This is a genomic window from Burkholderia sp. LMU1-1-1.1, assembly GCF_040675865.1.
Taxonomy (GTDB): domain Bacteria; phylum Pseudomonadota; class Gammaproteobacteria; order Burkholderiales; family Burkholderiaceae_D; genus Rugamonas.
The window spans coordinates 34573-55779 of sequence record NZ_JBEGHG010000045.1 but is presented as its reverse complement, the minus strand read 5'-3'; the positions used below and the strand labels follow the sequence as shown (position 1 = coordinate 55779).

Annotated in this window: 15 protein-coding genes; 11 read left to right on the top strand and 4 right to left on the bottom strand. The window is 55.7% G+C overall.

The genetic code is table 11. From position 1 onward, the window contains the following. The first annotated feature begins 108 nt into the window (after positions 1-108). The 5 genes from MRBLMU1_RS23790 to MRBLMU1_RS23770 all read left to right on the top strand — a co-directional run bounded on the left by MRBLMU1_RS23790 (position 109) and on the right by MRBLMU1_RS23770 (position 9028). On the top strand, positions 109-1644 hold the full coding sequence (locus tag MRBLMU1_RS23790) for a DNA cytosine methyltransferase (protein WP_363506730.1): 1536 nt from the start codon (positions 109-111) through the stop codon (positions 1642-1644). Further along, on the top strand, positions 1632-3641 hold the full coding sequence (locus tag MRBLMU1_RS23785) for an ATP-binding protein (protein WP_363506727.1): 2010 nt from the start codon (positions 1632-1634) through the stop codon (positions 3639-3641). Before MRBLMU1_RS23790 ends, MRBLMU1_RS23785 begins: the two co-directional genes overlap by 13 nt. After that, positions 3641-6004, top strand: coding sequence for a Z1 domain-containing protein (locus MRBLMU1_RS23780; protein ID WP_363506724.1), 2364 nt, complete (start codon positions 3641-3643; stop codon positions 6002-6004). The genes MRBLMU1_RS23785 and MRBLMU1_RS23780 overlap by 1 nt, the downstream gene beginning before the upstream one ends. Beyond that, on the top strand, positions 5997-6986 hold the full coding sequence (locus MRBLMU1_RS23775) for a PD-(D/E)XK motif protein (protein WP_363506721.1): 990 nt from the start codon (positions 5997-5999) through the stop codon (positions 6984-6986). The genes MRBLMU1_RS23780 and MRBLMU1_RS23775 overlap by 8 nt, the downstream gene beginning before the upstream one ends. A 560-nt stretch (positions 6987-7546) precedes the next feature. Continuing rightward, positions 7547-9028 carry a DNA sulfur modification protein DndB gene (locus MRBLMU1_RS23770; protein ID WP_363506718.1) on the top strand — a complete coding sequence of 494 codons (1482 nt, stop codon included), beginning with the start codon at positions 7547-7549 and terminating at the stop codon, positions 9026-9028. A 173-nt stretch (positions 9029-9201) separates the two neighbouring features. On the opposite strand, the gene MRBLMU1_RS23765 is transcribed toward MRBLMU1_RS23770, so the two are convergent. Continuing rightward, entirely contained in the window at positions 9202-10047 is an 846-nt protein-coding gene (locus MRBLMU1_RS23765) for a hypothetical protein (protein ID WP_363506715.1), read from the bottom strand. Between the two features lie 78 nt (positions 10048-10125). Here MRBLMU1_RS23765 and MRBLMU1_RS23760 point away from each other — a divergent pair, with 78 nt between their 5' ends. Next, positions 10126-11190, top strand: a complete 1065-nt coding sequence (locus MRBLMU1_RS23760) for a hypothetical protein (RefSeq protein ID WP_363506712.1) — start codon at positions 10126-10128, stop codon at positions 11188-11190. Positions 11191-11284: 94 nt separating this feature from the next. Here the strand turns inward: MRBLMU1_RS23760 and gyrB are convergent, their stop codons facing one another. The 3 genes from gyrB to dnaA all read right to left on the bottom strand — a co-directional run bounded on the left by gyrB (position 11285) and on the right by dnaA (position 16685). Continuing rightward, complete coding sequence (gene gyrB, locus MRBLMU1_RS23755; RefSeq protein WP_363506709.1) at positions 11285-13786, bottom strand: DNA topoisomerase (ATP-hydrolyzing) subunit B; 2502 nt, start codon at positions 13784-13786, stop codon at positions 11285-11287. 298 nt (positions 13787-14084) lie between these two features. Beyond that, complete coding sequence (dnaN, locus tag MRBLMU1_RS23750; RefSeq protein WP_315222734.1) at positions 14085-15191, bottom strand: DNA polymerase III subunit beta; 1107 nt, start codon at positions 15189-15191, stop codon at positions 14085-14087. Positions 15192-15287: 96 nt separating this feature from the next. Then, positions 15288-16685: a chromosomal replication initiator protein DnaA gene (gene dnaA / locus MRBLMU1_RS23745; RefSeq protein WP_090328089.1), complete on the bottom strand. Its 1398-nt coding sequence runs from the start codon at positions 16683-16685 to the stop codon at positions 15288-15290. Positions 16686-17078: 393 nt separating this feature from the next. Between dnaA and rpmH the strand changes: the two genes are divergently transcribed. From rpmH to mnmE, 5 genes are all read left to right on the top strand, one after another. Then, entirely contained in the window at positions 17079-17213 is a 135-nt protein-coding gene (gene rpmH / locus MRBLMU1_RS23740) for a 50S ribosomal protein L34 (RefSeq protein WP_010401996.1), read from the top strand. Between the two features lie 24 nt (positions 17214-17237). After that, positions 17238-17732 (top strand): ribonuclease P protein component, encoded by a 495-nt coding sequence (gene rnpA / locus MRBLMU1_RS23735; RefSeq protein ID WP_414646116.1) that lies wholly within the window; start codon positions 17238-17240, stop codon positions 17730-17732. Next, positions 17729-18001, top strand: coding sequence for a membrane protein insertion efficiency factor YidD (gene yidD / locus MRBLMU1_RS23730; RefSeq protein WP_363506704.1), 273 nt, complete (start codon positions 17729-17731; stop codon positions 17999-18001). The genes rnpA and yidD overlap by 4 nt, the downstream gene beginning before the upstream one ends. An 11-nt stretch (positions 18002-18012) precedes the next feature. Continuing rightward, on the top strand, positions 18013-19722 hold the full coding sequence (gene yidC / locus MRBLMU1_RS23725) for a membrane protein insertase YidC (protein ID WP_363506701.1): 1710 nt from the start codon (positions 18013-18015) through the stop codon (positions 19720-19722). A 72-nt stretch (positions 19723-19794) separates the two neighbouring features. Next, complete coding sequence (mnmE, locus tag MRBLMU1_RS23720; protein WP_363506698.1) at positions 19795-21174, top strand: tRNA uridine-5-carboxymethylaminomethyl(34) synthesis GTPase MnmE; 1380 nt, start codon at positions 19795-19797, stop codon at positions 21172-21174. The last annotated feature ends 33 nt before the right edge of the window (positions 21175-21207 follow it).

Below are 21207 nucleotides of genomic sequence, written 5' to 3'. Positions count from 1 at the left end.
GTACAGAGTGCATCGTAAGGGTCACCAGCATAGGGCAGCACAATGGCTGGGTCTAAAATTATACGGCGAAAGATCGCTCGGTTGAACGCTGGCAATCCGCCGAGATTCATGGATCTTTTCGCAGGATGTGGCGGAATATCCCTTGGATTTGCCACCGCCGGATTCGAACTGGTTGCATCGGTCGAGTTCGATCCTCGGGCCGCTGAGTCACATGGAGCTAACTTTGCGGGGGTAAGTCATGGTGTCAACCGAGAGGCGCATTTTAAAGCGCGCGACATAACAAAAGAAGATCCTTCGTCGATATTCCGTGATTTAGGAATCGGCGGTGCTGTGGACGAACAGGTGGATGTCCTCGTAGGCGGGCCGCCCTGCCAAGCCTTCGCTCGTGTAGGGCGTGCCAAGCTCCGCGCTGAAGCGCATCGCCGCGAAGAAGATGATGCCGATATCGCGTTCTTGATGGATGGCCGTGTAAACTTGTGGCAGCGCTATTTGCACTACGTCCGTGAAACCAAGCCGCTGGCGCTGCTCATGGAGAATGTACCAGACATCTTGAATCACGGAGGCAAGAATGTTGCTGAGACTGTTGCCGAACACCTTCAAAAGGAAGGGTATGTAGTCCGCTACACTCTCCTCAACGCTTCGTGGTTTGGCGTTCCCCAAACTCGGGAACGGATGTTTTTGATTGGCGTCCACAAAGATCTTGATCAGGACGTCCTCTTTCCGTCCCCAACTCACTTCTCTGTACTTCCGTCCGGCTATGAGGGGACAAGGGCGACAGCGCGGAAGTTAATCCCTCAGTCCGTAATGAAAGGGCTGCGCGCGGAACACAGCCATTGCTGGATCAATGATCCGTCCGCTGAAGACAGTTTGCCCCAAGCCACCACAGCAAGCGAAGCATTTGCTGATCTACCGCCAATTTTCGCACTTGATTTACTGAAGCACGGTCAAATTTCACGTGGCCGGAAAGATCCAGCAGAACCTGTACGTTACACGTCCGTTACGCCGACTACCGCATGGTCACGACTAATGCGGCAATGGCCAAGCTTCGGCACGGAGGATTACACAGCAGGCCACGTCATCCGATATCTTCCGCGCGACTACAAAATATTCCAGTTGATGGAGGAAGGTTGGCAGTACCCGGAGGTCTGGAGATTTGTCGAGGAAAAGCGGCAGCAATTGATGAATAAACATTGGCGATCTGGTGGAGGTAAATCACTGGACTCTGCTCAGATGCAGGAGTTCATCAAGTCATGGACACTTCCCTATGATCCAAGTAAGTTCCCCAATAAATGGTGGAAGCTATATCGCGACAAGCCAGTGCGTACCCTTCTCGCTCATCTTGGCAAGGACTCATATAGCCACATTCACTTTGATGGCGAGCAAGCAAGAACTATCTCAGTGCGTGAAGCTGCACGGTTACAATCGTTTCCTGACGGTTTCGCATTTCGTGGAAGCATGAATCCGGCATTCAAGCAGATTGGTAATGCTGTACCGCCGCTTGTTGCCTATGCCATAGCGATGTCAATACGATCGATGATCGGTTGCCAGCCGCTACGTGACATTCGCAGAGAACTGCTTGGATTAGATAAGAAAACGTTGGTCACTACGACAGGAAGGAATGGCGAAGAGTTATGCGTTTCTTGATACTACGAGTCCTCACCCACAGTGAACTGGGCATGTTTCACGAATATCGCAAGCAGGGGAAAGAAGGCTCCAAGCAGCGTGCCGTCAACTTTGACTGGGATGTGGTGGACCGGGTGTTCCCGGCGGCAAAAGATGCCGATGCAATTGAGATGACCCTCCGGTATGACACGGATAGCGGGGTTGGCGAAACGCGTCAGTGGCTGAAGCGACAAGAAAAAAATTGGCGAATGGAGGGAAATTGCCCCAACGACAAGTGCTATCACTTTGTTGCGCCAGGTTGTTTGTTTGCAATGGAGATTGAGGCGGGTTCACGTCCTGCGATAGGTTCGTGGGCTGTATTTCCTGTAGATCATGAGGTAACTAAGGCAATACTCGCCGATGGCGAAAGCAGCAGACTAACCACGTCGGGCATGATAGCCCTTCATGACGACGAAGGCGCGCGTACTTGGCGGACCCTCAGTAACGCGAGGCCGGATCTTTTTACGGGTGCCCAAAAGAAACTACGAGAGGTACGAGCCTCTGCCGAGGCGGTGCAAAACGGAGTTCGACTCCCGCCGAATCCTTCGCGCTTAGTGAGAATTCTGGCGTCAGTAGGCCACAGCATGCCGTCTGCTGTGGCTGATTTGGTGGACAATTCTATCAGCGCCGACGCCACCGATATCGCTATCACCTTTGGCCGGCCCGATGGCGGGCATGGTAGATGGATGAGCATTTCTGACAACGGTTGTGGCATGAATCCCTCTACGCTCGCCGAGGCAATGCGAATTGGCAGTAGTTCCGAGTACGAAGGTAATAGCCTCGGAAAGTATGGCTATGGTTTGAAAGGGGCGTCTTGGTCTCAGGCAAAGGTTTTTACAGTCGTGACCAAGTGCGACGGCGCCGAGGCTAACCACCTCACCTGGGACGTTGACGACATGGAGGGCTGGATCGCCAAGTCGGACTCTCTAGCACCTTGGGAGCAGGAGGCTGCAGCCCTGGGCAATCATGGGACAGCAGTTCTCTGGAAGGATATGCGCCCGCCGCAGGCGATGCCTACCAGCCGAGGGCTTGACCCCTATTCGTCAGAAATCATGCTTCTGGAGCGACATCTGGCGTTGGTATTCCACCGGTTTCTCGAAGCTAAAGCGGCAGGTCGAAAAAAGGTGACGATCACCATCAACGGCATTCCTGTTGAACCAAACAACCCTGTAGGCCATCCGCTGACCTCGGCATATGACGCTAAAACAATCCGCATTCCCACGGAAAATGATGACGGAAAAGTTTTTGTACAGGCGTTTTTACTGCCCAGTGAGGACGAGATCGCCTTCCACCATAAAGATGGTGGGGCCGACCAGGCTCGACGTGCCCTCGACCTTATCGGTCTCCACGGCAAAAGAAATGAAACTCAGGGTCTTTTCATTTATCGCCATGATCGCCTGATTAAGTGGGGCGGATGGCATCAGATGTGGGAAACGAATGATGAAAAGACCAAGCTCGCGCGTGTAGTAGTCAATTTTGACAAAGTGCTTGACGATGCACTCAAAATCAATATTAGTAAACAAATCGTCCAGCTTCCAATGCAGCTGCAAACTGAAGTCAAAACGCTTGCTAGTGTGGCGCGTAAAGATAGTCAAAAAAAGTATCGTAAGCCGCGGCAGCCAGTTGGTACATTGCCTGCAAATATCCCAGTATCTGGAAATTCGGGAAACGGCGTAAGAAATAGTACTGGGTCGACGTCAACGGCTGGCCTTCCACCAGCCGGTACGTCAACTGCAGTGCTAATCCCTGTTCCGCGTATTGGTGTGAAGGAGGTCAAGACTGACAAGTTTATGTGGAAAGTGACAAAAGGATTAACCGGCGCTGTCGACATTCAAGTGAGTGAAATCAGCCCAAGCCTATCGGCACTGGTGAAAGTTGTTCAGTCCGATCCGCAGGCACTCGCACATCTGGCTGCCTTCTTAGCTGGGCTTGATGAGGTGGAAATCCAAAAGCAATTGATGACTGGAAGAGATTCCTAATGGGCACAGTTCGGATTATCGGTTCGGTACCACAGCAATCCAATTGGACGGACCGTCTATCTACTGAGTCGTGGTGTTACTGGAAACAACTTGAGGAACTGCTGAGCTCGGATCCTAAGTGGGAACAGCCGCAGGTCGACTCGGTGTCAGCGGAATCATATCGCGTTCTGAAGCACCTACCTGATCCGAAAACCAGCGCACCGTTCCAGGGACGGGGACTTGTCGTCGGCTACGTGCAGAGCGGTAAGACTGCGAACTACACTGCTGTTGCCGCACGCGCGGTAGATGCCGGGTATCGAATGGTGATCGTTCTGTCTGGCATTCATGATTCGTTGCGGAATCAGACTCAGAACCGACTAGAACAGGAGCTGATCGGCAATCAGCATAACGGGCGACAGGGCTTAGACGGTTGCAGGACATGGCTTACGCTGACGACGCCCTTTGAAGATTTTCAAATGCCGGACCCAAACGTTCTTCAGTCAAAAGGGCTATTCCTTGCAGTTATAAAAAAGAATGTGCCGGTTCTTGAGAAGGTTGACCGCTGGCTGCAATCATCAGAGCAGTTTTTAAATAACTTGCCGGTGTTGATTGTTGATGACGAAGCAGATCAGGCCTCTATCAACACCAAAGGCAATAGGCTACCTGATGCAATGATCGCCGACGAGGAGGATGAGGATGAGAATCTCGCGCCATCTCGGACGAACGCTCTTATCCGTTCCATTTTAACGCGAATAAAGAAAGCGGCTTATATTGCATATACCGCAACACCCTTTGCCAACATCTTAATCAACCCGGAGGCTGTGGATCGGCACGTGGGTGACGACCTTTTTCCCAAGGATTTCGTCATTCAGCTACCCCGCCCCGAAGGGTACACCGGTACTGAGGAGTTGTTCGGCGTATCAGCTCATGGGCGTGACGTTCTGCGGACGGTGGCGGCGGAAGAGGTGAAGGCGTTGCGAGGGGCGCGCAGACGCAGGAAGACTGAGATTGTCCTGGAGCAGGCGACTGACACATTGCCAAACTCGTTAGCGGACGCTGTCGCTGCTTTCTGCTTAGCTGGAGGTGTCCGGATTTTGCGGGGACTCATAGGTCGACCTCATACGATGCTTGTGCATGTGAGTCATCGGACTGTTGACCAAAGTCGTATTGCAGATGCGATCCGTGATCAGCTTGACCTGTGGCGCGAGGCTGACCGGCAAGGGCAGAGACTGGAAATAGTTTTTGGCCCAGTCTGGCACAACATGAAGACTGGTATTGATGCTCCTCCTGACGACGAAACCGTCCTCAGCGCTGCTATCGGTGTCTTGAAAGAGATAGTAGTCCTTGAGCTCAACAGTGTTACTGGGGAAAACCTGGAATACGACCAGAAGCCCGGGCGTCATATTGTTGCCGTTGGAGGCAACAGACTTTCTAGAGGTTTGACCCTTGAGGGGCTGACTATTTCATATTTTCTGCGCACGGCTTCTATGTGTGACACATTACTCCAGATGGCTCGTTGGTATGGGTTCCGTCGCGGCTACGAGGACCTCATTCGGATATGGACGACTGACGGTATAGCACGATGGTTCTCTGAGCTGGCGCTAGTCGAGCAGTCGCTACGTGATTCGATTGTTGCGCTGGCTCGTGCCGGACGTAGGCCAGATCAGATGGCGATCCGACTACGAGCCCATAGCGATCTTCTGCTAACAGCACGCAACAAATCTATAACCTCGCTGTCGCGGCAAGACTCCTGGTCGGGCGAACACCCTCAGACGGTGCTATTGCCTTTGTCCGACCCTGTAAAGCTGAGCGCGAACTTTTCTCTGACCAATCTACTGATAGAGAATCTCGTTCCCTTAACAAAATGCCAGGGGGGAATACTGGCGCGAGACGTACCTCCAGAAACCATTGCAGCATTCTTAAGAAGTTATCAAATCCACGAGGACATCGTAGTCTTTCGCAATGACCTACTGGCCGACTGGATTTTGGAACGATCAGTTGTTGGTGAACTGACGGATTGGGCAGTGTTCATAGCGTCCCCGGCGGAAGGCAGATCGATTTCCTTGGGAGGACGAGATATCGGGCTTGTTCGACGCAAACGCATCAGCAGTGAAAGTATTGGCATATTGACCGATCCCGCGCATGAGGGCGTCGACCTGGCACGAGGCGCAGACGCCTATAAACGGCAAAGCGGTGCATATGACGCTGAGGCGATGCGCGCAGCGCGACCGTCTACGCAGGGACTTCTCTTGATCTATCCGCTAGACCCTGAATACCTTGGCATTTCTAGCAGCGAACCGGTTATTGCATTGGCATTGAGCCTACCGCAGACCTCCGATGCGGGAACAACTTGGGTCGTAAATAGCATGGTGTCCAATGGATAATGGTATTACTTCCTCAAATTGGTCACAATTAAGAGCCCTTCGGCCACAAAGCGAGGATGCTCTCGCTGTTATTCCTATTTTCATTGATGGCAACGAAACCGCTTTATCCTCTGCGATGGACCAAGCCGGCTTGCTTCACCTGCTTATACCAATAGCTCAGGGACCAGCAGTAGCACCCCCAGCAGACCTCAACGGGCTTAAGGTGCGGCACCGTCGTCTTGAAACGGGTGGCGTCTTGGATCTTTCAGCACCGCCATCACATGAGCAGGTCTTCACGCCGTTTTGCAATGAAATTATTGATGCCATTGTGTGCCAATCGCGCGACCCCTGGAAGGCCGTGGCTGCAATTATTCGCTCATGGCAGTCAGCTTGGAAGCCAGCTCGGCAAGCCATGGACAAGATTGTCCAAGTTGGCCTTTTCGGTGAGTTGATGGTACTTCGTTCGCTGATGATCCCGATACTCGGATCGGCCGCAGTCGACCAATGGAGTGGTCCGGAGTACGAGCGTCACGACTTTGTCGGCGATCGACTTCATATTGAGGTGAAAACCACACGCAAGAGTCGTCCGGAACATGAAATATCTCGACTTGACCAGCTATGCGTCCCTGTCGGATGCCAATTGCTATTTGTGTCTGTTCAGTTGGAGGAGAGCATAGGCGGCAACGATTCTCTGGCTGGACAAGTGGACGCCATTGTAGATCTTCTTCGAAAAGATGCTGCTGCCCTAGACCTTTTCATGACAAAGATAGCGAACATGGGCTGGTCCGAAGAAGTAAGAAACTCTGGCGAGCTTCTACGTTTCTTTGTACGAAGTGCGGATGTCTACGCTGTGGATGACGACTTTCCTCGATTCTCCGAAGACTTTTCCCTACCAGCCGGCGTGGTTTCAGTAAAATACACGATCGACTTGGCGAATTTGCCCTCAATTGGAGTGGATGAGGTTAGCGCAATTATCAAGACCGCCAACAATGGCGCAATTTGACTAAGCCCTCAATGGAAACAAAATATTGTCAAGGTTGCCAGTGGGAAGGTAGCCGACTTTATCGCGGAGTATTCAAGCCTTACCAAGTGCTGCAAGAGGTATAACAGTAGCGTGTGCGATGTGAAGTCATTCAGCACGCCTAAAGTTTGGTTAGGCCGAAAGCCTTACTCAGCCGCACCTAGATCAACTCTCGATCAGTTTTAATTCCTTCACTGGCTGGCGCAGAGTATGAGCGAGGCACCAGATCGATCCAAGACTATCTACCCGATGCCTTAAGTGATCTGTGCCGAGCGCAGCACCACCCCATTTGACAGGTGAAAGGTTGAGGGAGCTGCTAAATATGCTATCAAATAGTTATCTATCAAATAGTCAGCTATCTTTTATTCCGACATAAACTGATCCAGGGATCGATAAACATGAGGCCTGGGGGCGCATAAACCCTCGTCTGAGTTTAAAAGATAGTATCCTGGGTGTTGCTAAGTTGATTTTTTTAATGTAGAGTCTGCTTTAACGTATAGCTGACCAGTTCTGGCGGCCGTTGTTACCTGTCGGGAGAAAAAATGTACGATGCCGTAAATGGATTGCCGACCCCCATCGGAACCTTAGATGAATTGATGGAAGACGGCGATACGTCAGCCCGCCCGTTCAAAGTTTTCATCGGCCATAATCTAGGTAATCGGTCTTTTTTGATGTCCATTCCGATGAGAGATTTTTTTTCTATATCTCAAGTTGCGAATGAACGCGCCTCAAACGGGAGCCCGGTTGCTCAGCGGCCATTGAATGAGGAGCATGCATTCAAGCTTGCGGTTTACATATTAAAAGGTTTGGTTTCATCGGCGATGAAACGTCGTCAGCTTGCAAAGCAGCCGGAGTTACCAGCGTTAGTGGATCTTCAACAACATCTTGGCCCTCAGCCATACTTGGCTCTGCAACCCTTGGTAGTCAACATTCGAAATTGCAATCCTGACGGAGCAAATATTGCCGGTAGTCGAATGATAACTAAAGAGGAAGAGACGGCTTGCTTCAGGGTAATGCTATCGCAGCGCGACATCCTATGGGTTGTGGACGGACAGCACAGACGTAAGGCAATGGAGTTGGTTTTTAAATTCCTAGACGATATTCGGATGTACCATAAATATCCGAAAAAGGGGAGCCTATTTGTTTCTGCGGGTGGGCAAGATGTCGCGCCTCCTGTACTCCAAGCTTGGCATGAATGCTTAGAGGTTGCCTCCGGCTTTTCGACAGTGATGGTCGAAGTTCATTTAGGCTTAGACGTCGATCAGGAGCGCCAGCTCTTCCACGACTTAAATAATTTGGCGAAGAAGGTGGAGAGAAGCTTGGCTCTGAAGTTCGACACTTCAAATCCGGTCAACAGGTTTATTAAAGAAGTACTGATTGATGATATTCTAGAATGGGATGATATCCAGGATAAGGATTCTACCGATTGGCATCAGGATAGTGGCGTTTGGAGCTATAAAGATATCGTCGCAGTGAACGCGCTACTCTTCCTGAATAAAACAAATATTAGCGGCGCCACGCCAAGCTTGGTAGATCCAAAGGTAGATGTCGCTAGCCGAGTATGGCAGGCGATTAAAAGCATTCCTGGATTTGGTAAGCCGGGTGCGAAAATGAAAACTGTTATAGCTCAACCCGTGGTTGTAAAAGCTGTAGCAAAACTCGCATTTGACTTTGCTTTTGGAAAAAGACGTAGTGCGCTGGCGGATACGCACCTCGAAAAATTACTGATAGGGTTGGCGAATTTTGATTTTTCGCATAATAATAAGGTTTGGCAATATTATCAGATGACCGAAGAAGAGCGCCGAGACGCAGGAATTGATAGTCTTGTAGAGTACCTGCCGCCTGATAATGACGGCTCGAATCGGGATATTGGCAGATACGACGCTTCTACAGGATGGATGCGATTTGGTGCAAAGCACAATGATATTTACCCAATTCTGGGAGATATGTTGCGTTGGGCGCTAGAGTTGCCGCGCAGAGGGCAAAAAGAGACACCTGACGATCTATTAAGCGCAATTGGGTAGTAAATTTTGGTTATCTGGAAAAATTTGTAGTGCCGCAGCGCCTCAATTGAATATGGTTAGCGGTTATTTGGCTCTAACCTTCGCTGGGACTGCATATGCAATTCCAGCGACACATCGTTGGTGCGCAGCGTATTTTCGCTACCTCTTCCCGATTGATGACATTTTGATAACCGTCACTCGGCATGTAAATGAGTGAAATATTTTTTTGGCTTATCTCGGTACCCGGAACCACCAAGCGAGTGAGCAATACAAAGTAGCGCAATTTGGGCCAACGATTTTCCAAATTCTTGTGCGAGAAGACTGGTTCTATTATAAAGTCGACGGTCGATTCTCAGCATCCATCGCCGCGTAGTGGGATTTTGCAGGTTATTATTGAAATTTTCAAAATCAGCAAACACGTGTTCATCATCCTCGTCATGTAAACGAGAATTCAATTCATCGAGACCACATGAGAATAGTTCGCTCGCAATTTTATTGACGCTCTCATTTCGTGAGTTTGCGCGGCCTTCGATTAGTTGATATAGTTCTATTGAAGTTGTTAGGCCAATGCTCAACTGTGTTGCTTTACTGCTCGAACGTTGACTAATCGCGGCTTGATATGGAATATGCAGTGCAGAGATATCTGAGCAAAAGTCAGATGTTAAATAAACTCGCTGTGATCGAGTGCCGTACCCAAAATCTTCTCTCTCCATCTTTTTTTTGAGAAAAGGAGTGCGAAAATTGGAGGGTAGAGCCGCTACATGAAGTAAATTTTTGATAAAATCGATCTTTAGCTTTTCGGAAAAAGCTTCTAATAACTCGGATTGTAGGTCAATAGGAATCTCAACACTGATTGAAACAGTTCGATTTTCGATTGATAGAGAGGCTTTTGTCTTGCTTAACAAACCTTTTGCAGAGCCTTTCAGCCACGGTAGATCCATGCCTGAAGCAAGAGTAGGTGATGTCAGGTGCAGGTCTCGGTGAGGTAAAGTGTTCGATCTGAACCCGTTTCCTGCTTTGATTGTTGCATTTTTGGACATCTTTGACTCTCCGATAGCCGGCTAGTATATCTCCGTATCATCACTGTATCAAGAAAATTTACTTTGACATAGGTTTATATGAGCGCTCAAATCGCACTCCGCCTCGCCCTGTTGGGAACAGTAGACGAATTCCTAGGAGGAGGGCGCGCTGTTGACTTTGGTCAGCCTGTGGAATTGCAGGCGACACTTGTAGAAATTATAACTCGCAGACTTCTCGAAGCTGGGCATTCCCCCTTAGATCTATGTAAAGAGTTGGAAAAGTTGACCTACGTGCATCTTAAAGGGGTCTTTAGCGTAGAAGGGTTGCCCGAGACGCCTAACGGCTTCTATCCCATTCCCGATTGCCGCTCGACTGTCGCTGCCCGCCTAGTCGCGATTTCGCTCGGAGGGTTCTTCGCAAAGAGGATGATTTCCTATGGTTCGGAGAATGAAGGCGAATTATTTGTTAATCTTGTGGCGCTGGAGGGTGGGGGCGCGGTGTCAAAAAATTCCACAAAAGCAATGCGCGGGCATACCGACGCCGCTAGCTTTCCTTTTCCTGGAGGGGTAGACCCAACGTCCACAAGAATCGCACCTTCACCCGATGTGGTTTGCTTGATGGGGTTGAAAAATGCGGATTCTGTTTCGACCACGCTAATGTTGCTTCACGAACTCATGTCCGACCTTACCGCCGATGATATTGCGCAATTGTCCAAGCCTCAGTTTCTGATCGGTTGTCAACGGACTTTTGCTCGAGGAACAAAACATGTTTTCGGCGACGAGCATTACGCGGATGGTGCAAATGTACTTGAGGCTCGCAGCGGCGGTCAAGTTTGGGTGCGTTACAGTCATTCATCAGTTACTGTGGCGGGCGATGCTACAGATGATCAATCGGTGAGCAATGATGTGATTGCGGAAAGAAGTCCAGCTGCGGCAGCAAAAAACAGATTTGAGGAGGCCTGTGTTAGCCGTGCCCGCCGGGTAGTGATAAATCCTGGCGACGTCCTTTGGGTAAACAATCGTCAGGCTTTACATGGTAGAACGGTCGTCGATCACGAAGTGGGAGGGAGTGCGCGTTGGCTCTTGCGCGGCTACGCGCTGGACCCGACTGTAATTCGCCGAGAACAATATTATGAAGAAAGCGAATTTAAGCTATACCCCTAGAGAATAGCCTAGAGGTGCTAGCTCTAGGGGCTTGAATCCATGTACTCATTTCTGCAAACGCAATAAATCGCTGCTTTAACGGTGTCAGCAAGACTTACACGTCGATATTCCCCGCCCGCAGCGCATTATTCTCAATAAACGCCCGACGCGGCTCCACATCATCCCCCATCAGCGTAGTGAAGATCTGATCCGCAGCAATCGCGTCCTCGATCTGCACCTTCAGCAAGCGCCGCACGGTCGGGTCCATGGTGGTCTCCCACAGCTGATCCGGATTCATCTCACCCAGCCCTTTGTAGCGCTGCTTCGACACCACCCGTTCCGCCTCGTCGCGCAGCCACTGCATCGCGTGGTGGAAGTCGACCACGGCCGATTCCTTGGTCCGCTCGCCTTCGCCACGGCTGACGACCGCGCCTTCGCCGATCAAGCCCTTGAACGTAGCCGCGGCGCTGGCCAGCACGTTGTAGTCGGCGCCTTGCACGAAGTCGGCGTCGATCGAGCTGACCTTCACGTTACCGTGATGCATACGCTCGATGCGCAGCGCGTGCTTCTCCGACAGCTCGTCCGAAATCACCGTGACCTTGACGGCGATATCGTTGATCTCCTTCGACAGCGCCGCAGCCGACGTCTCCGCCAGCTCCTGCGTGCTCAGATCCAGGGTCACGCCGGTCATGATGGCGGTCAGCGCGGCGCGGTCGATCACGCGCGTCAGACGCGTCATGATGACGTTGGCCAGGTTGAACTGGCGCACCAGCTCGGCCAGCGGCTCGCCGACGATCGGGTCGGCGCCTTCGCGCGGCGTCAGCACGGCGGTGTTGAGCGCGACGTTCATCATGTAGGTCGCTTCCTCGGCGTCATCCTTCAGATAACGCTCGTCGCGGCCGGCCTTGACCTTGTACAGCGGCGGTTGCGCGATGTAGATGTGGCCGCGCTCGACCAGTTGCGGCATTTGGCGGTAGAACAGGGTCAGCAGCAGTGTGCGGATGTGGGCGCCGTCGACGTCCGCATCGGTCATGATGATGATGCGGTGGTAGCGCAGCTTTTCGACGTTGAATTCGTCCGGGCCGATCGAGGTGCCGAGCGTGGCGATCAAGGTGGTGATCTGCTCCGACGACAGCATCTTCTCGAAGCGCGCCTTTTCCACGTTCAACACCTTACCGCGCAGCGGCAGAATGGCCTGGAACTTGCGGTCGCGGCCCTGCTTGGCGGAGCCGCCTGCGGAGTCACCCTCGACGATGTACAGTTCGCACAGGGCCGGGTCTTTTTCCTGGCAGTCGGCCAGCTTGGCCGACAGGCCCAGGCCGTCCATGATGCCTTTGCGGCGGGTCAGGTCGCGGGCCTTGCGGGCCGCTTCGCGCGCGCGCGCCGCTTCGACGATCTTGCCGCAGATGATTTTGGCGTCGTTCGGTTTTTCCTGCAGGTAGTCGGCCAGGGTCTTGGCGACGATCTCTTCGACCGGGCCGCGCACTTCCGACGACACCAGCTTGTCCTTGGTCTGCGACGAGAATTTCGGCTCGGGCACCTTGACCGACAGCACGCAGGTCAGGCCTTCGCGCATGTCGTCGCCGGAGATTTCAACCTTGGCTTTCTTGGCGAATTCCTGCTCGTCGATGTATTTGTTGATGACGCGGGTCATCGCGGCGCGCAGGCCGGTCAGGTGGGTGCCGCCGTCGCGCTGCGGGATGTTGTTGGTGAAGCACAGCACCTGTTCGTTGTAGGCGTCGTTCCATTGCATCGAGACGTCGACCGAGATGTTGGTGTTCTGGTCCGACATGCGTTCGCCGGTGGCCTGGAACACGGTCGGGTGCAGCACCGTCTTGGCTTTGTTGATGTATTCGACGAAGCCGCGCGTGCCGCCTTCGAAGGCGAAGATTTCTTCCTTGCCGTTGCGCTGGTCGGTCAGCTTGATGTTGACGCCGTTATTCAGGAACGACAGTTCGCGGATGCGCTTGGCCAGGATTTCGTAGTGGAATTCGACGTTGCCGAAGATGGTTTCGTCGGCCCAGAAGTGGACGTCGGTGCCGCGCTTGTCGGTTTCGCCGATGACCTTGATCGGGGAGACGGCGAAGCCGTCCTTCATTTCCAGTTCGCGGTTGACCGGCACGCCGCGGGCGAATTCCATGAAGTGGACCTTGCCGTCGCGGCGGATGGTCAACTTGAGCGTTTTCGACAGGGCGTTGACGCAGGAGACGCCGACGCCGTGCAGGCCGCCGGAGACCTTGTACGAGTTCTGGTCGAACTTGCCGCCGGCGTGCAGTTCGGTCATGACGATCTCGGCGGCGGAGCGCTTCGGATCGTGCTTGTCGTCCATCTTCAGGCCGGTCGGCACGCCGCGGCCGTTGTCGGTGATCGAGATCGAGTTGTCGGAGTGGATGGTGACGTGGATTTCGGTGCAGTGCCCGGCCAGCGATTCGTCGATCGAGTTGTCCAGCACTTCGAACACCAGGTGGTGCAGGCCCGTGCCGTCCGAGGTGTCGCCGATGTACATGCCGGGACGTTTGCGTACTGCTTCCAGACCTTCGAGGATCTGGATCGATGCTGCGCCGTATTCTTCGGTCGGTACCACTGGGGCTGGATTCTCTGCTGGGATGGCGGACATGGACTGCTTTCTCTGTTTATCTGTTGCTGGTGTTGATTGGGGCCTGCTGGTTTGGCGGATTACGCGCTTCGCGCTAATCCGCCCTACGTGGATCCATGGTCGTTTGGCCGCGGCATCCGCCGCAAGCCGTACCGATCATGTTCCGGGTGGTTCGGTTGCGGTGTTTGCCGCGAGCCGTACCGATCCGATTCCGGGTGTAGTTGCCGCCGCAGGCCTTTTGATATATCTGGGGCTTGCGGCGGCGGCGTTGTCCGGAAACACGTAGGGCGGATTAGCCGAAGGCGTAATCCGCCACCTCTTAGATCCGCATCGGCATAACGACATATTTGAAATCGGTGTTATCCGGGATCGAGATCAACGCCGACGAGTTCGAATCGCCCAGGGCGACGTTGATCTGGTCGCACTTGAGGTTGTTGAGCACGTCGAGCAAATAGGTGACGTTGAAACCGATGTCGACGCTGTCGCCGCCGTAGTCGATCTCCAGTTCCTCGACCGCTTCTTCCTGGTCGGCATTGGTCGAGCTGATCTTCATGCTGCCCGGCGTGATGATGCAGCGCACGCCCTTGAACTTGTCACTCGTCATGATGGCGGCGCGTTGCAGCGAACGCAGCAGCTCGTCGCGGCCGATCGTGAATTCGTTCTTGTAGCCCTTCGGGATCACGCGCGTGTAGTCGGGGAACTTGCCCTCGACCAGCTTCGAGATCAGTTCGATGTCGGCGAAGGTGAGCTTGACCTGGTTGGCGGCGATGTCCAGTTGAACGGTCTCGTCGTTTTCTTCCAGCAGGCGCTGCAGTTCGATGATGGTCTTGCGCGGGATGATCACTTCCTGGCGCTCGAACGATTGCTCGGTCTCGACCTGGCAGAACGCCAAGCGGTGGCCGTCGGTGGCCACGGCGATGACGTTCTTGCCGTCCAGGACCAGCAGCAGGCCGTTCAGGTAGTAGCGGATGTCCTGCTGCGCCATCGAGAAGTGCACCATGTTGAACAGGTGCTTCAAGGTTTTCTGCGGCAGGGTGACGCTGGCGCTGTAGCTGTCGGCTTGCTGGACGGTCGGGAATTCCTCGGCGGCCAGGGTTTGCAGCGCGAAGCGCGATTTGCCCGTTTGGACGGTCAGGCGCTTGTTCAGCAGGGTCATCGTGACGTCGCCCGATTCCGGCAGCGCGCGCAGGATGTCGAGCAGCTTGCGCGCGGCGACGGTGGTGCCGGTCACTTCGGCGCCGGAACCGATCGCGGCGTTCGTGGTGATCTGGACTTCGGTGTCGGTCGACAGGAAGGATACGTTCTCGCCGTCTTTGCGGATGAGGATATTGGCCAGAATCGGCATAGTGTGCCGACGCTCGACAATACCACTCACGATCTGCAGTGGCCGGAGAAGGGTATCTCGGGTGGTTTTGACCAATTGCATAGATTATCCTCAGTAGTAAAGATTAACGATATTTCAAGATTAACTTATGTGCAGCTCTGCAGTTCAACCAATCATAATGGCAAAACTAGCGTCCCGCTAGCCCTTCAGTGTTTGTTCCAGCACGTGCAGTTCGTGGTTGCATTCCGGGTTCTTGGTGCGGTCCAAAGCGATCTTCCGGACCGCGTGCAGCACCGTCGTGTGATCCCTTCCGCCGAACAGTTCGCCGATCTCCGGCAGGCTCTTTTGCGTCAGTTCCTTGGCCAGGTACATGGCGATCTGGCGCGGCCGGGCGATGTTGGCCGGACGGCGCTTGGAGTACATGTCGGCGACCTTGATGTTGAAGAAGTCGGCCACGGTCTTCTGGATGTTTTCCACCGAGATCTGGCGGTTCTGTACCGACAGCAAATCCTTCAGCGCTTCCTTGACGATGTCGATCGTGATGTCCTTGCCGTGGAAGCGCGAGTACGCCAGGATCTTGCGCAGCGCGCCTTCCAGCTCGCGCACGTTCGAGCGCAGGTGCTTGGCGACGAAGAAGGCGACGTCGTCCGAGAACGTGACGCCTTCCTGCTTGGCCTTCTTCAACAGAATGGCGACCCGCATTTCCAGCTCCGGCGGTTCGATCGCGACCGTGAGGCCCGAGTCGAAGCGCGAGATCAGGCGGTCGTCCATGCCGGTGATTTCCTTCGGATACGTGTCCGAGGTGATGATGATCTGTTTCTTGGCGGCGATCAGCGCTTCGAACGCGTAGAAGAATTCTTCCTGCGTGCGGCTTTTGCCCCCGAAGAATTGAATATCATCGATCAGCAGCATGTCGAGCGAGTGATAGTAATGCTTGAAGTCGTCGAAGCCCTTGCGTTGGTAGGCGGTCACGACGTCGCGCACGTACTGCTCGGCGTGGATGTAGCGGATCTTGGCGCCCGGCTGGTCGGCCATGACCTGGTTGCCGATGGCGTGGATCAAGTGGGTCTTACCCAGGCCCACGCCGCCGTAGAAGAACAGCGGGTTGTACGACACGCCCGGATTGTTGGCGACCTGGATGGCGGCGGCGCGCGCCAGCTGGTTGGCCTTACCGGTCACGAAGCTGTCGAAGGTCAGATCGGTGTTGATGCGGCTTTGCTCGCGGCGCGGCGCGGCCGAGGCCGGCAGCTCGGGCACCGACGGCACCGGATCGGAATTGCGCGGGTGGTTGTTCGGGTTGCCGTCGTTGTAGTCCGGCGCGGGCACCACGGCGGCCGGCTTGCGCGGCATCGACAGGCGCGGGTCGAGCACGAACTGCACTTCGGTCGGCGCTTCCCAGTACTGGCTGGCCAGCGCCGTGATGCGGCTGGCGAACTGCGACTTGACCCAGTCCAGCTTGAAGCGGTTCGGTGCGGCCACACGCAACTTGCCCGCCTCGTAATCGAGTGGGATGAGCGGTTTTATCCACGCGCTAAATTGTTGCGGCGTCAGTTCCAACTCCAACTGTGCGGAGCAGGTCTGCCAGAAATTTTCCATGAATCTTATCTATTCTCTACTGCTGATGAGGGTGTGGACCGGGGCTGTTGCGCCTCGGGTTCGCCACACGTAACGCGCTATTCTACTCTCGCTCGCTAAAGTTATCCACAGGCACGCCGCTTATTTTCATACTTTCGGTGGGGCCGGAATCGCCGCCAAACGGGATCTGTTGTTGACAAGCAGGGCCGAAATGCTGATAATTCAGGGTTCCCCGCCCGTATTCCGTGTTTATTCACTTGAACGTCAATATGGAGTAAGCGTGGATTAGCGGGCGATGAGATGGACCCAGCTGTGCCGGTAGCGTTGGCATGGGTGCGCGAAGTGTCATTGGCACCAAAAATTGACGGGCGCTGGCCCGATTTTGTATTTTTTTCTGCTTTTAGCGAGACCAACATGAAACGTACTTACCAACCTTCCGTCGTGCGTCGTAAACGCACCCACGGCTTCCGCGCTCGTATGGCTACCCGTGGTGGCCGTGATGTGCTCAACGCACGTCGCGCAAAAGGCCGCAAGCGTCTGGCTGTATAAGCCACCTGCTTGTTAGCTGATCGCGTGGAAAGCTGTATTTCAAGCGGCTCGACAGGCGAAGGTTCCCACGACTTCGCGCGCGTTCGGCGTATCGTTAAAACGGATGAATTTTCATCCGTTTTTCGTTTGCGCCCCACGCAAAAAAGCGCGCACTTCGTGCTCTACACCCGTCTGAACGAATTGCCGCATGCGCGGCTGGGCGTCGTGGTGGCCAAGCGCTTCGCGCCCCGGGCCGTCACGCGCAACACGATCAAGCGCGTCACCCGCGAGCTGTTCCGCGTGACCGGCCTGCCCGCCATCGATTGCGTGGTGCGCCTGGCCAAGCCGGTCAACAGCAAGGACGGTCCCGCCACCACCGCGACGCTCAAACGGACGCTGCGGGTGGAATTGGCGCGCCTGTTCGCCGCGCAGGCCAAGTTGTCCGGCCGGCAGGCCGCGCTGGCGGCTTCGCCCGCCGTGGCATCGGCGCCGCTGGCGGCCTTGCCTTCGGCCGCCACGCCTCCACTTACGCCGTCATGACCAAGTTGCTCCGCTTCCTGCTGCGCGCCTACCAGCTGACCATTAGTCCGCTGTTGGGGCCGCGTTGCCGCTTCTATCCGAGCTGCTCGAACTATGCGCTGGAAGCGTTGCAGGTGCATGGGGCGGGCAAGGGCAGCTGGCTGGCCGCCAAACGCGTGTGCCGCTGCCATCCGTTCAACGACGGCGGTTTCGATCCGGTGCCTCCCAAGGACGCGCCGGATGCCAAGAATTCCTCTTCAACGACCGCTTGCGGTTGCAACCACTCCTGATAAATACCCTAATGGATATCAATAAACGTACCATCCTGTGGATCGTGTTTGCCGTGTCGCTGGTAGTTCTATGGAACAACTGGATGGTCTCGACCGGCCAGCCTTCCATGTTCGCCCCGGCTCCGGCCCAAACCGCCAAGGCGCCCGAGGCGAAGAAATCGGAACTGCCGACCGCCGCCACGGCCGAAGCGACCGCCGGCGCCGCCGCATTGCCGGGCGCGACCGCCGCGACCGGCGCGGACGCGCCGTTCAAGAGTGAGCGCATCACCGTAACGACCGACCTGTTCAAGGTCGACATCGACACCCTGGGCGGCACCATCCGCCGCCTGGAGCTGCTCAACTACAAGGACGGCGTCGACACCCACAAGAACCAGGTGTTGTTCGACATCGACAGCGCCACCGGCAAGACCTATCTGGGCCAGACCGGCCTGATCGGCGCGCCCGGCCTGCCGAACCACACCACCGGCTTCGTCGCCAAGCCAGGTCCGCGCACGCTCGACGGCGCCAACCAGGTGCAACTGGTGCTGGAATCGGAGCAGGGCGGCGTCAAGCTGACCAAGACCTTCACCTTCAAGCGCGGCGATTACGTCATCGACGTGCGCCACGACGTCACCAACGTCGGCACTGCGCCGGTCAAGCCCGAGCTCTACCTGCAGCTGGTCCACGACGGCAACAAGCCGGCCGGCGACTCGTTCTTCAACAGCAGCTACACCGGCCCGACCTTGTACACGGCGGCCGACAAGTACCACAAGCTGAAGTTCGAAACGCTGGAGAAGGACGCCGAGTCCGCCGCCAAGTCCGGCAAGGACATGATCCAGGAGCATCCAACCAAGGCCGACAACGGCTGGGTCGCGATCTCGCAGCACTTCTTCGTCTCGGCCTTCGTGCCGCAGGATAAGACCCCGCGCACCATCTTCACCAAGAAAGTGACGACCAACCAGTACGCGATCGGCACCATCCAGCCGCTGGGTACCCTGGCGCCGGGCGCCACCGTGTCGAACACCGCCAAGCTGTATTCCGGTCCGCAGGAAGAAAAGCTGCTGGAAAAAGTCACCCCTGGCCTGGAACTGGTCAAGGACTACGGCATGCTGACCGTGATCGCCAAGCCGATCTTCTGGGTCATGGTGCATATCCACCAGGTGCTGGGCAACTGGGGCTGGACCATCATCGTCTTCACGATCCTGATCAAGCTGCTGTTCTTCCCGCTGTCGGCCGCCGGTTACAAGAGCATGGCCAAGGTCAAGCTCGTCACGCCGAAGATGCAGGCCATCCGTGAGCGCTACAAAGGCGACCCGGCCAAAATGAACCAAGCCACGATGGAACTGTACAAGGCCGAGAAGATCAATCCGCTGGGCGGCTGCCTGCCGATCCTGGTGCAGATGCCGGTCTTCATCGCGCTGTACTGGGTGCTGCAAGCGTCGGTGGAAATCCGCGGCGCGCCGTGGATCGGCTGGATCACCAACCTGGCCGCGCCGGACCCATGGTTCATCCTGCCGGTGCTGTACGCGATCTCGATGTACATCACCACCAAGCTGAACCCGGCGCCGGCCGACCCGATGCAAGCGAAGATCATGCTGTTCATGCCGCTGGCGTTCTCGGTCATGTTCTTCTTCTTCCCGTCCGGCCTGGTGCTGTACTGGGTGGTCAACAACGTGCTGTCGATCGGTCAACAGTATGTGATCACCAAGAAGTATGCGACGCCGGAGCCCGCCAAGGCGTAATCCTTAGCGCTTAGTGTTGCCAGGAAGCCCGTGTTGATCGCGGGCTTTTTTTATATCCTCTACAATTAGCCCATGAATATCGACTCCTCCCCCATCGCCGCCATCGCCACCGCACCGGGACGCGGCGGCATCGGTGTCGTACGCGCCTCCGGCAAGAATTTGCAACCGCTGATCGCCGCGCTGTTCGGCGCCACCGCCTTGAAGCCGCGCCACGCCACCTACATTCCGTTCACGCAGGCCGACGGCGCCATCATCGACCAAGGCATCGCCATCTGGTTCAAGGGGCCGAACTCGTACACCGGGGAGGACGTGTTGGAGCTGCAAGGCCACGGCGGACCGATCGTGCTGCAGCTGCTGCTGGCGCGCGTGCTGGAAGCGGGCGCCGGGCTGGGCTTGCGTCTGGCCGAGCCGGGCGAATTCACGCGCCGCGCGTATCTGAACGACAAGCTCGACCTGGCGCAGGCGGAGGCGGTGGCCGATCTGATCGACGCCTCGACCGAGGCGGCGGCCAAGTCGGCGTCGCAATCGCTGTCGGGCGTGTTTTCCAAGACGGTCAACAAATTGGTCGAGGGCGTGACCGGGCTGCGCATGCTGGTCGAGGCGACGTTGGATTTCCCCGAGGAGGAGATCGACTTCCTGGAGAAATCGGACGCGCGGGGGCAGTTGGCCGGCATCGTCAGCGCGCTGGACCAGGTGTTCAAGCAGGCGGCGCAAGGCGCGCTGCTGCGCGAGGGGCTGAGCGTGGTGCTGGTGGGTCAGCCGAACGTCGGCAAATCGTCGCTGCTCAACGCGCTGGCCGGTGCCGACGTCGCCATCGTCACGCCGATCGCCGGCACCACGCGCGACAAGGTCACCGAAACGATCCAGATCGAAGGCATCCCGCTCAACATCATCGACACGGCCGGCATCCGGCATGCGGACGAGACGGTGGACGTGGTCGAGCGCATCGGCATCGAGCGCACCTGGGGCGAGGTCGGCAAGGCGGACGTGATTCTGCATTTGCTGGACGCCGACCATGGCCCGTCGCGCGCGGATGAAAACATCGTTGCCGCCTTCCCGGCGGGCGTGCCGGTGCTGCGCATCTGGAACAAGATCGATTTGTCGGGCCACAAGCCGAGCGTGGATGTGATGCCGGATGCGACGCACGTATATCTGTCGGCGCACGAGAACATCGGCATCGACCTGCTGCGCAAGGAACTGCTGCGCATCGCCGGCTGGCAGCAGACAGGCGAGTCGCTGTACCTCGCGCGCGAGCGGCACCTGATCGCGCTGAAGAACGCCGGCGCGCATCTGGAGCGGGCCGGCGAGCACGCGGCGCAAAACGATCAGTCGCTGGATTTGTTCGCGGAGGAGCTGCGGCTGGCGCAGGTGCAGCTGTCGAGCATCACGGGCGCGTTCTCGTCGGACGATTTGCTGGGCGTGATCTTCAGCCGCTTCTGTATCGGAAAATGAGTAGTTGCCCAGCATTGCCAGGATGCGCCAATT

Bases quoted from the DNA above. Each gene is read 5' to 3' on its own strand.
- MRBLMU1_RS23760 (WP_363506712.1), top strand. From the start codon at position 10,126: ATGAGCGCTCAAATCGCACTCCGCCTCGCCCTGTTGGGAACAGTAGAC.
- MRBLMU1_RS23785 (WP_363506727.1), top strand. From the start codon at position 1,632: ATGCGTTTCTTGATACTACGAGTCCTCACCCACAGTGAACTGGGCATG.
- mnmE (WP_363506698.1), top strand. From the start codon at position 19,795: ATGAATATCGACTCCTCCCCCATCGCCGCCATCGCCACCGCACCGGGA.
- MRBLMU1_RS23775 (WP_363506721.1), top strand. From the start codon at position 5,997: ATGGATAATGGTATTACTTCCTCAAATTGGTCACAATTAAGAGCCCTT.
- MRBLMU1_RS23765 (WP_363506715.1), bottom strand. From the start codon at position 10,047: ATGTCCAAAAATGCAACAATCAAAGCAGGAAACGGGTTCAGATCGAAC.
- yidC (WP_363506701.1), top strand. From the start codon at position 18,013: ATGGATATCAATAAACGTACCATCCTGTGGATCGTGTTTGCCGTGTCG.
- MRBLMU1_RS23770 (WP_363506718.1), top strand. From the start codon at position 7,547: ATGTACGATGCCGTAAATGGATTGCCGACCCCCATCGGAACCTTAGAT.
- dnaN (WP_315222734.1), bottom strand. From the start codon at position 15,191: ATGCAATTGGTCAAAACCACCCGAGATACCCTTCTCCGGCCACTGCAG.
- MRBLMU1_RS23790 (WP_363506730.1), top strand. From the start codon at position 109: ATGGATCTTTTCGCAGGATGTGGCGGAATATCCCTTGGATTTGCCACC.
- gyrB (WP_363506709.1), bottom strand. From the start codon at position 13,786: ATGTCCGCCATCCCAGCAGAGAATCCAGCCCCAGTGGTACCGACCGAA.
- dnaA (WP_090328089.1), bottom strand. From the start codon at position 16,685: ATGGAAAATTTCTGGCAGACCTGCTCCGCACAGTTGGAGTTGGAACTG.
- yidD (WP_363506704.1), top strand. From the start codon at position 17,729: ATGACCAAGTTGCTCCGCTTCCTGCTGCGCGCCTACCAGCTGACCATT.
- rpmH (WP_010401996.1), top strand. From the start codon at position 17,079: ATGAAACGTACTTACCAACCTTCCGTCGTGCGTCGTAAACGCACCCAC.
- MRBLMU1_RS23780 (WP_363506724.1), top strand. From the start codon at position 3,641: ATGGGCACAGTTCGGATTATCGGTTCGGTACCACAGCAATCCAATTGG.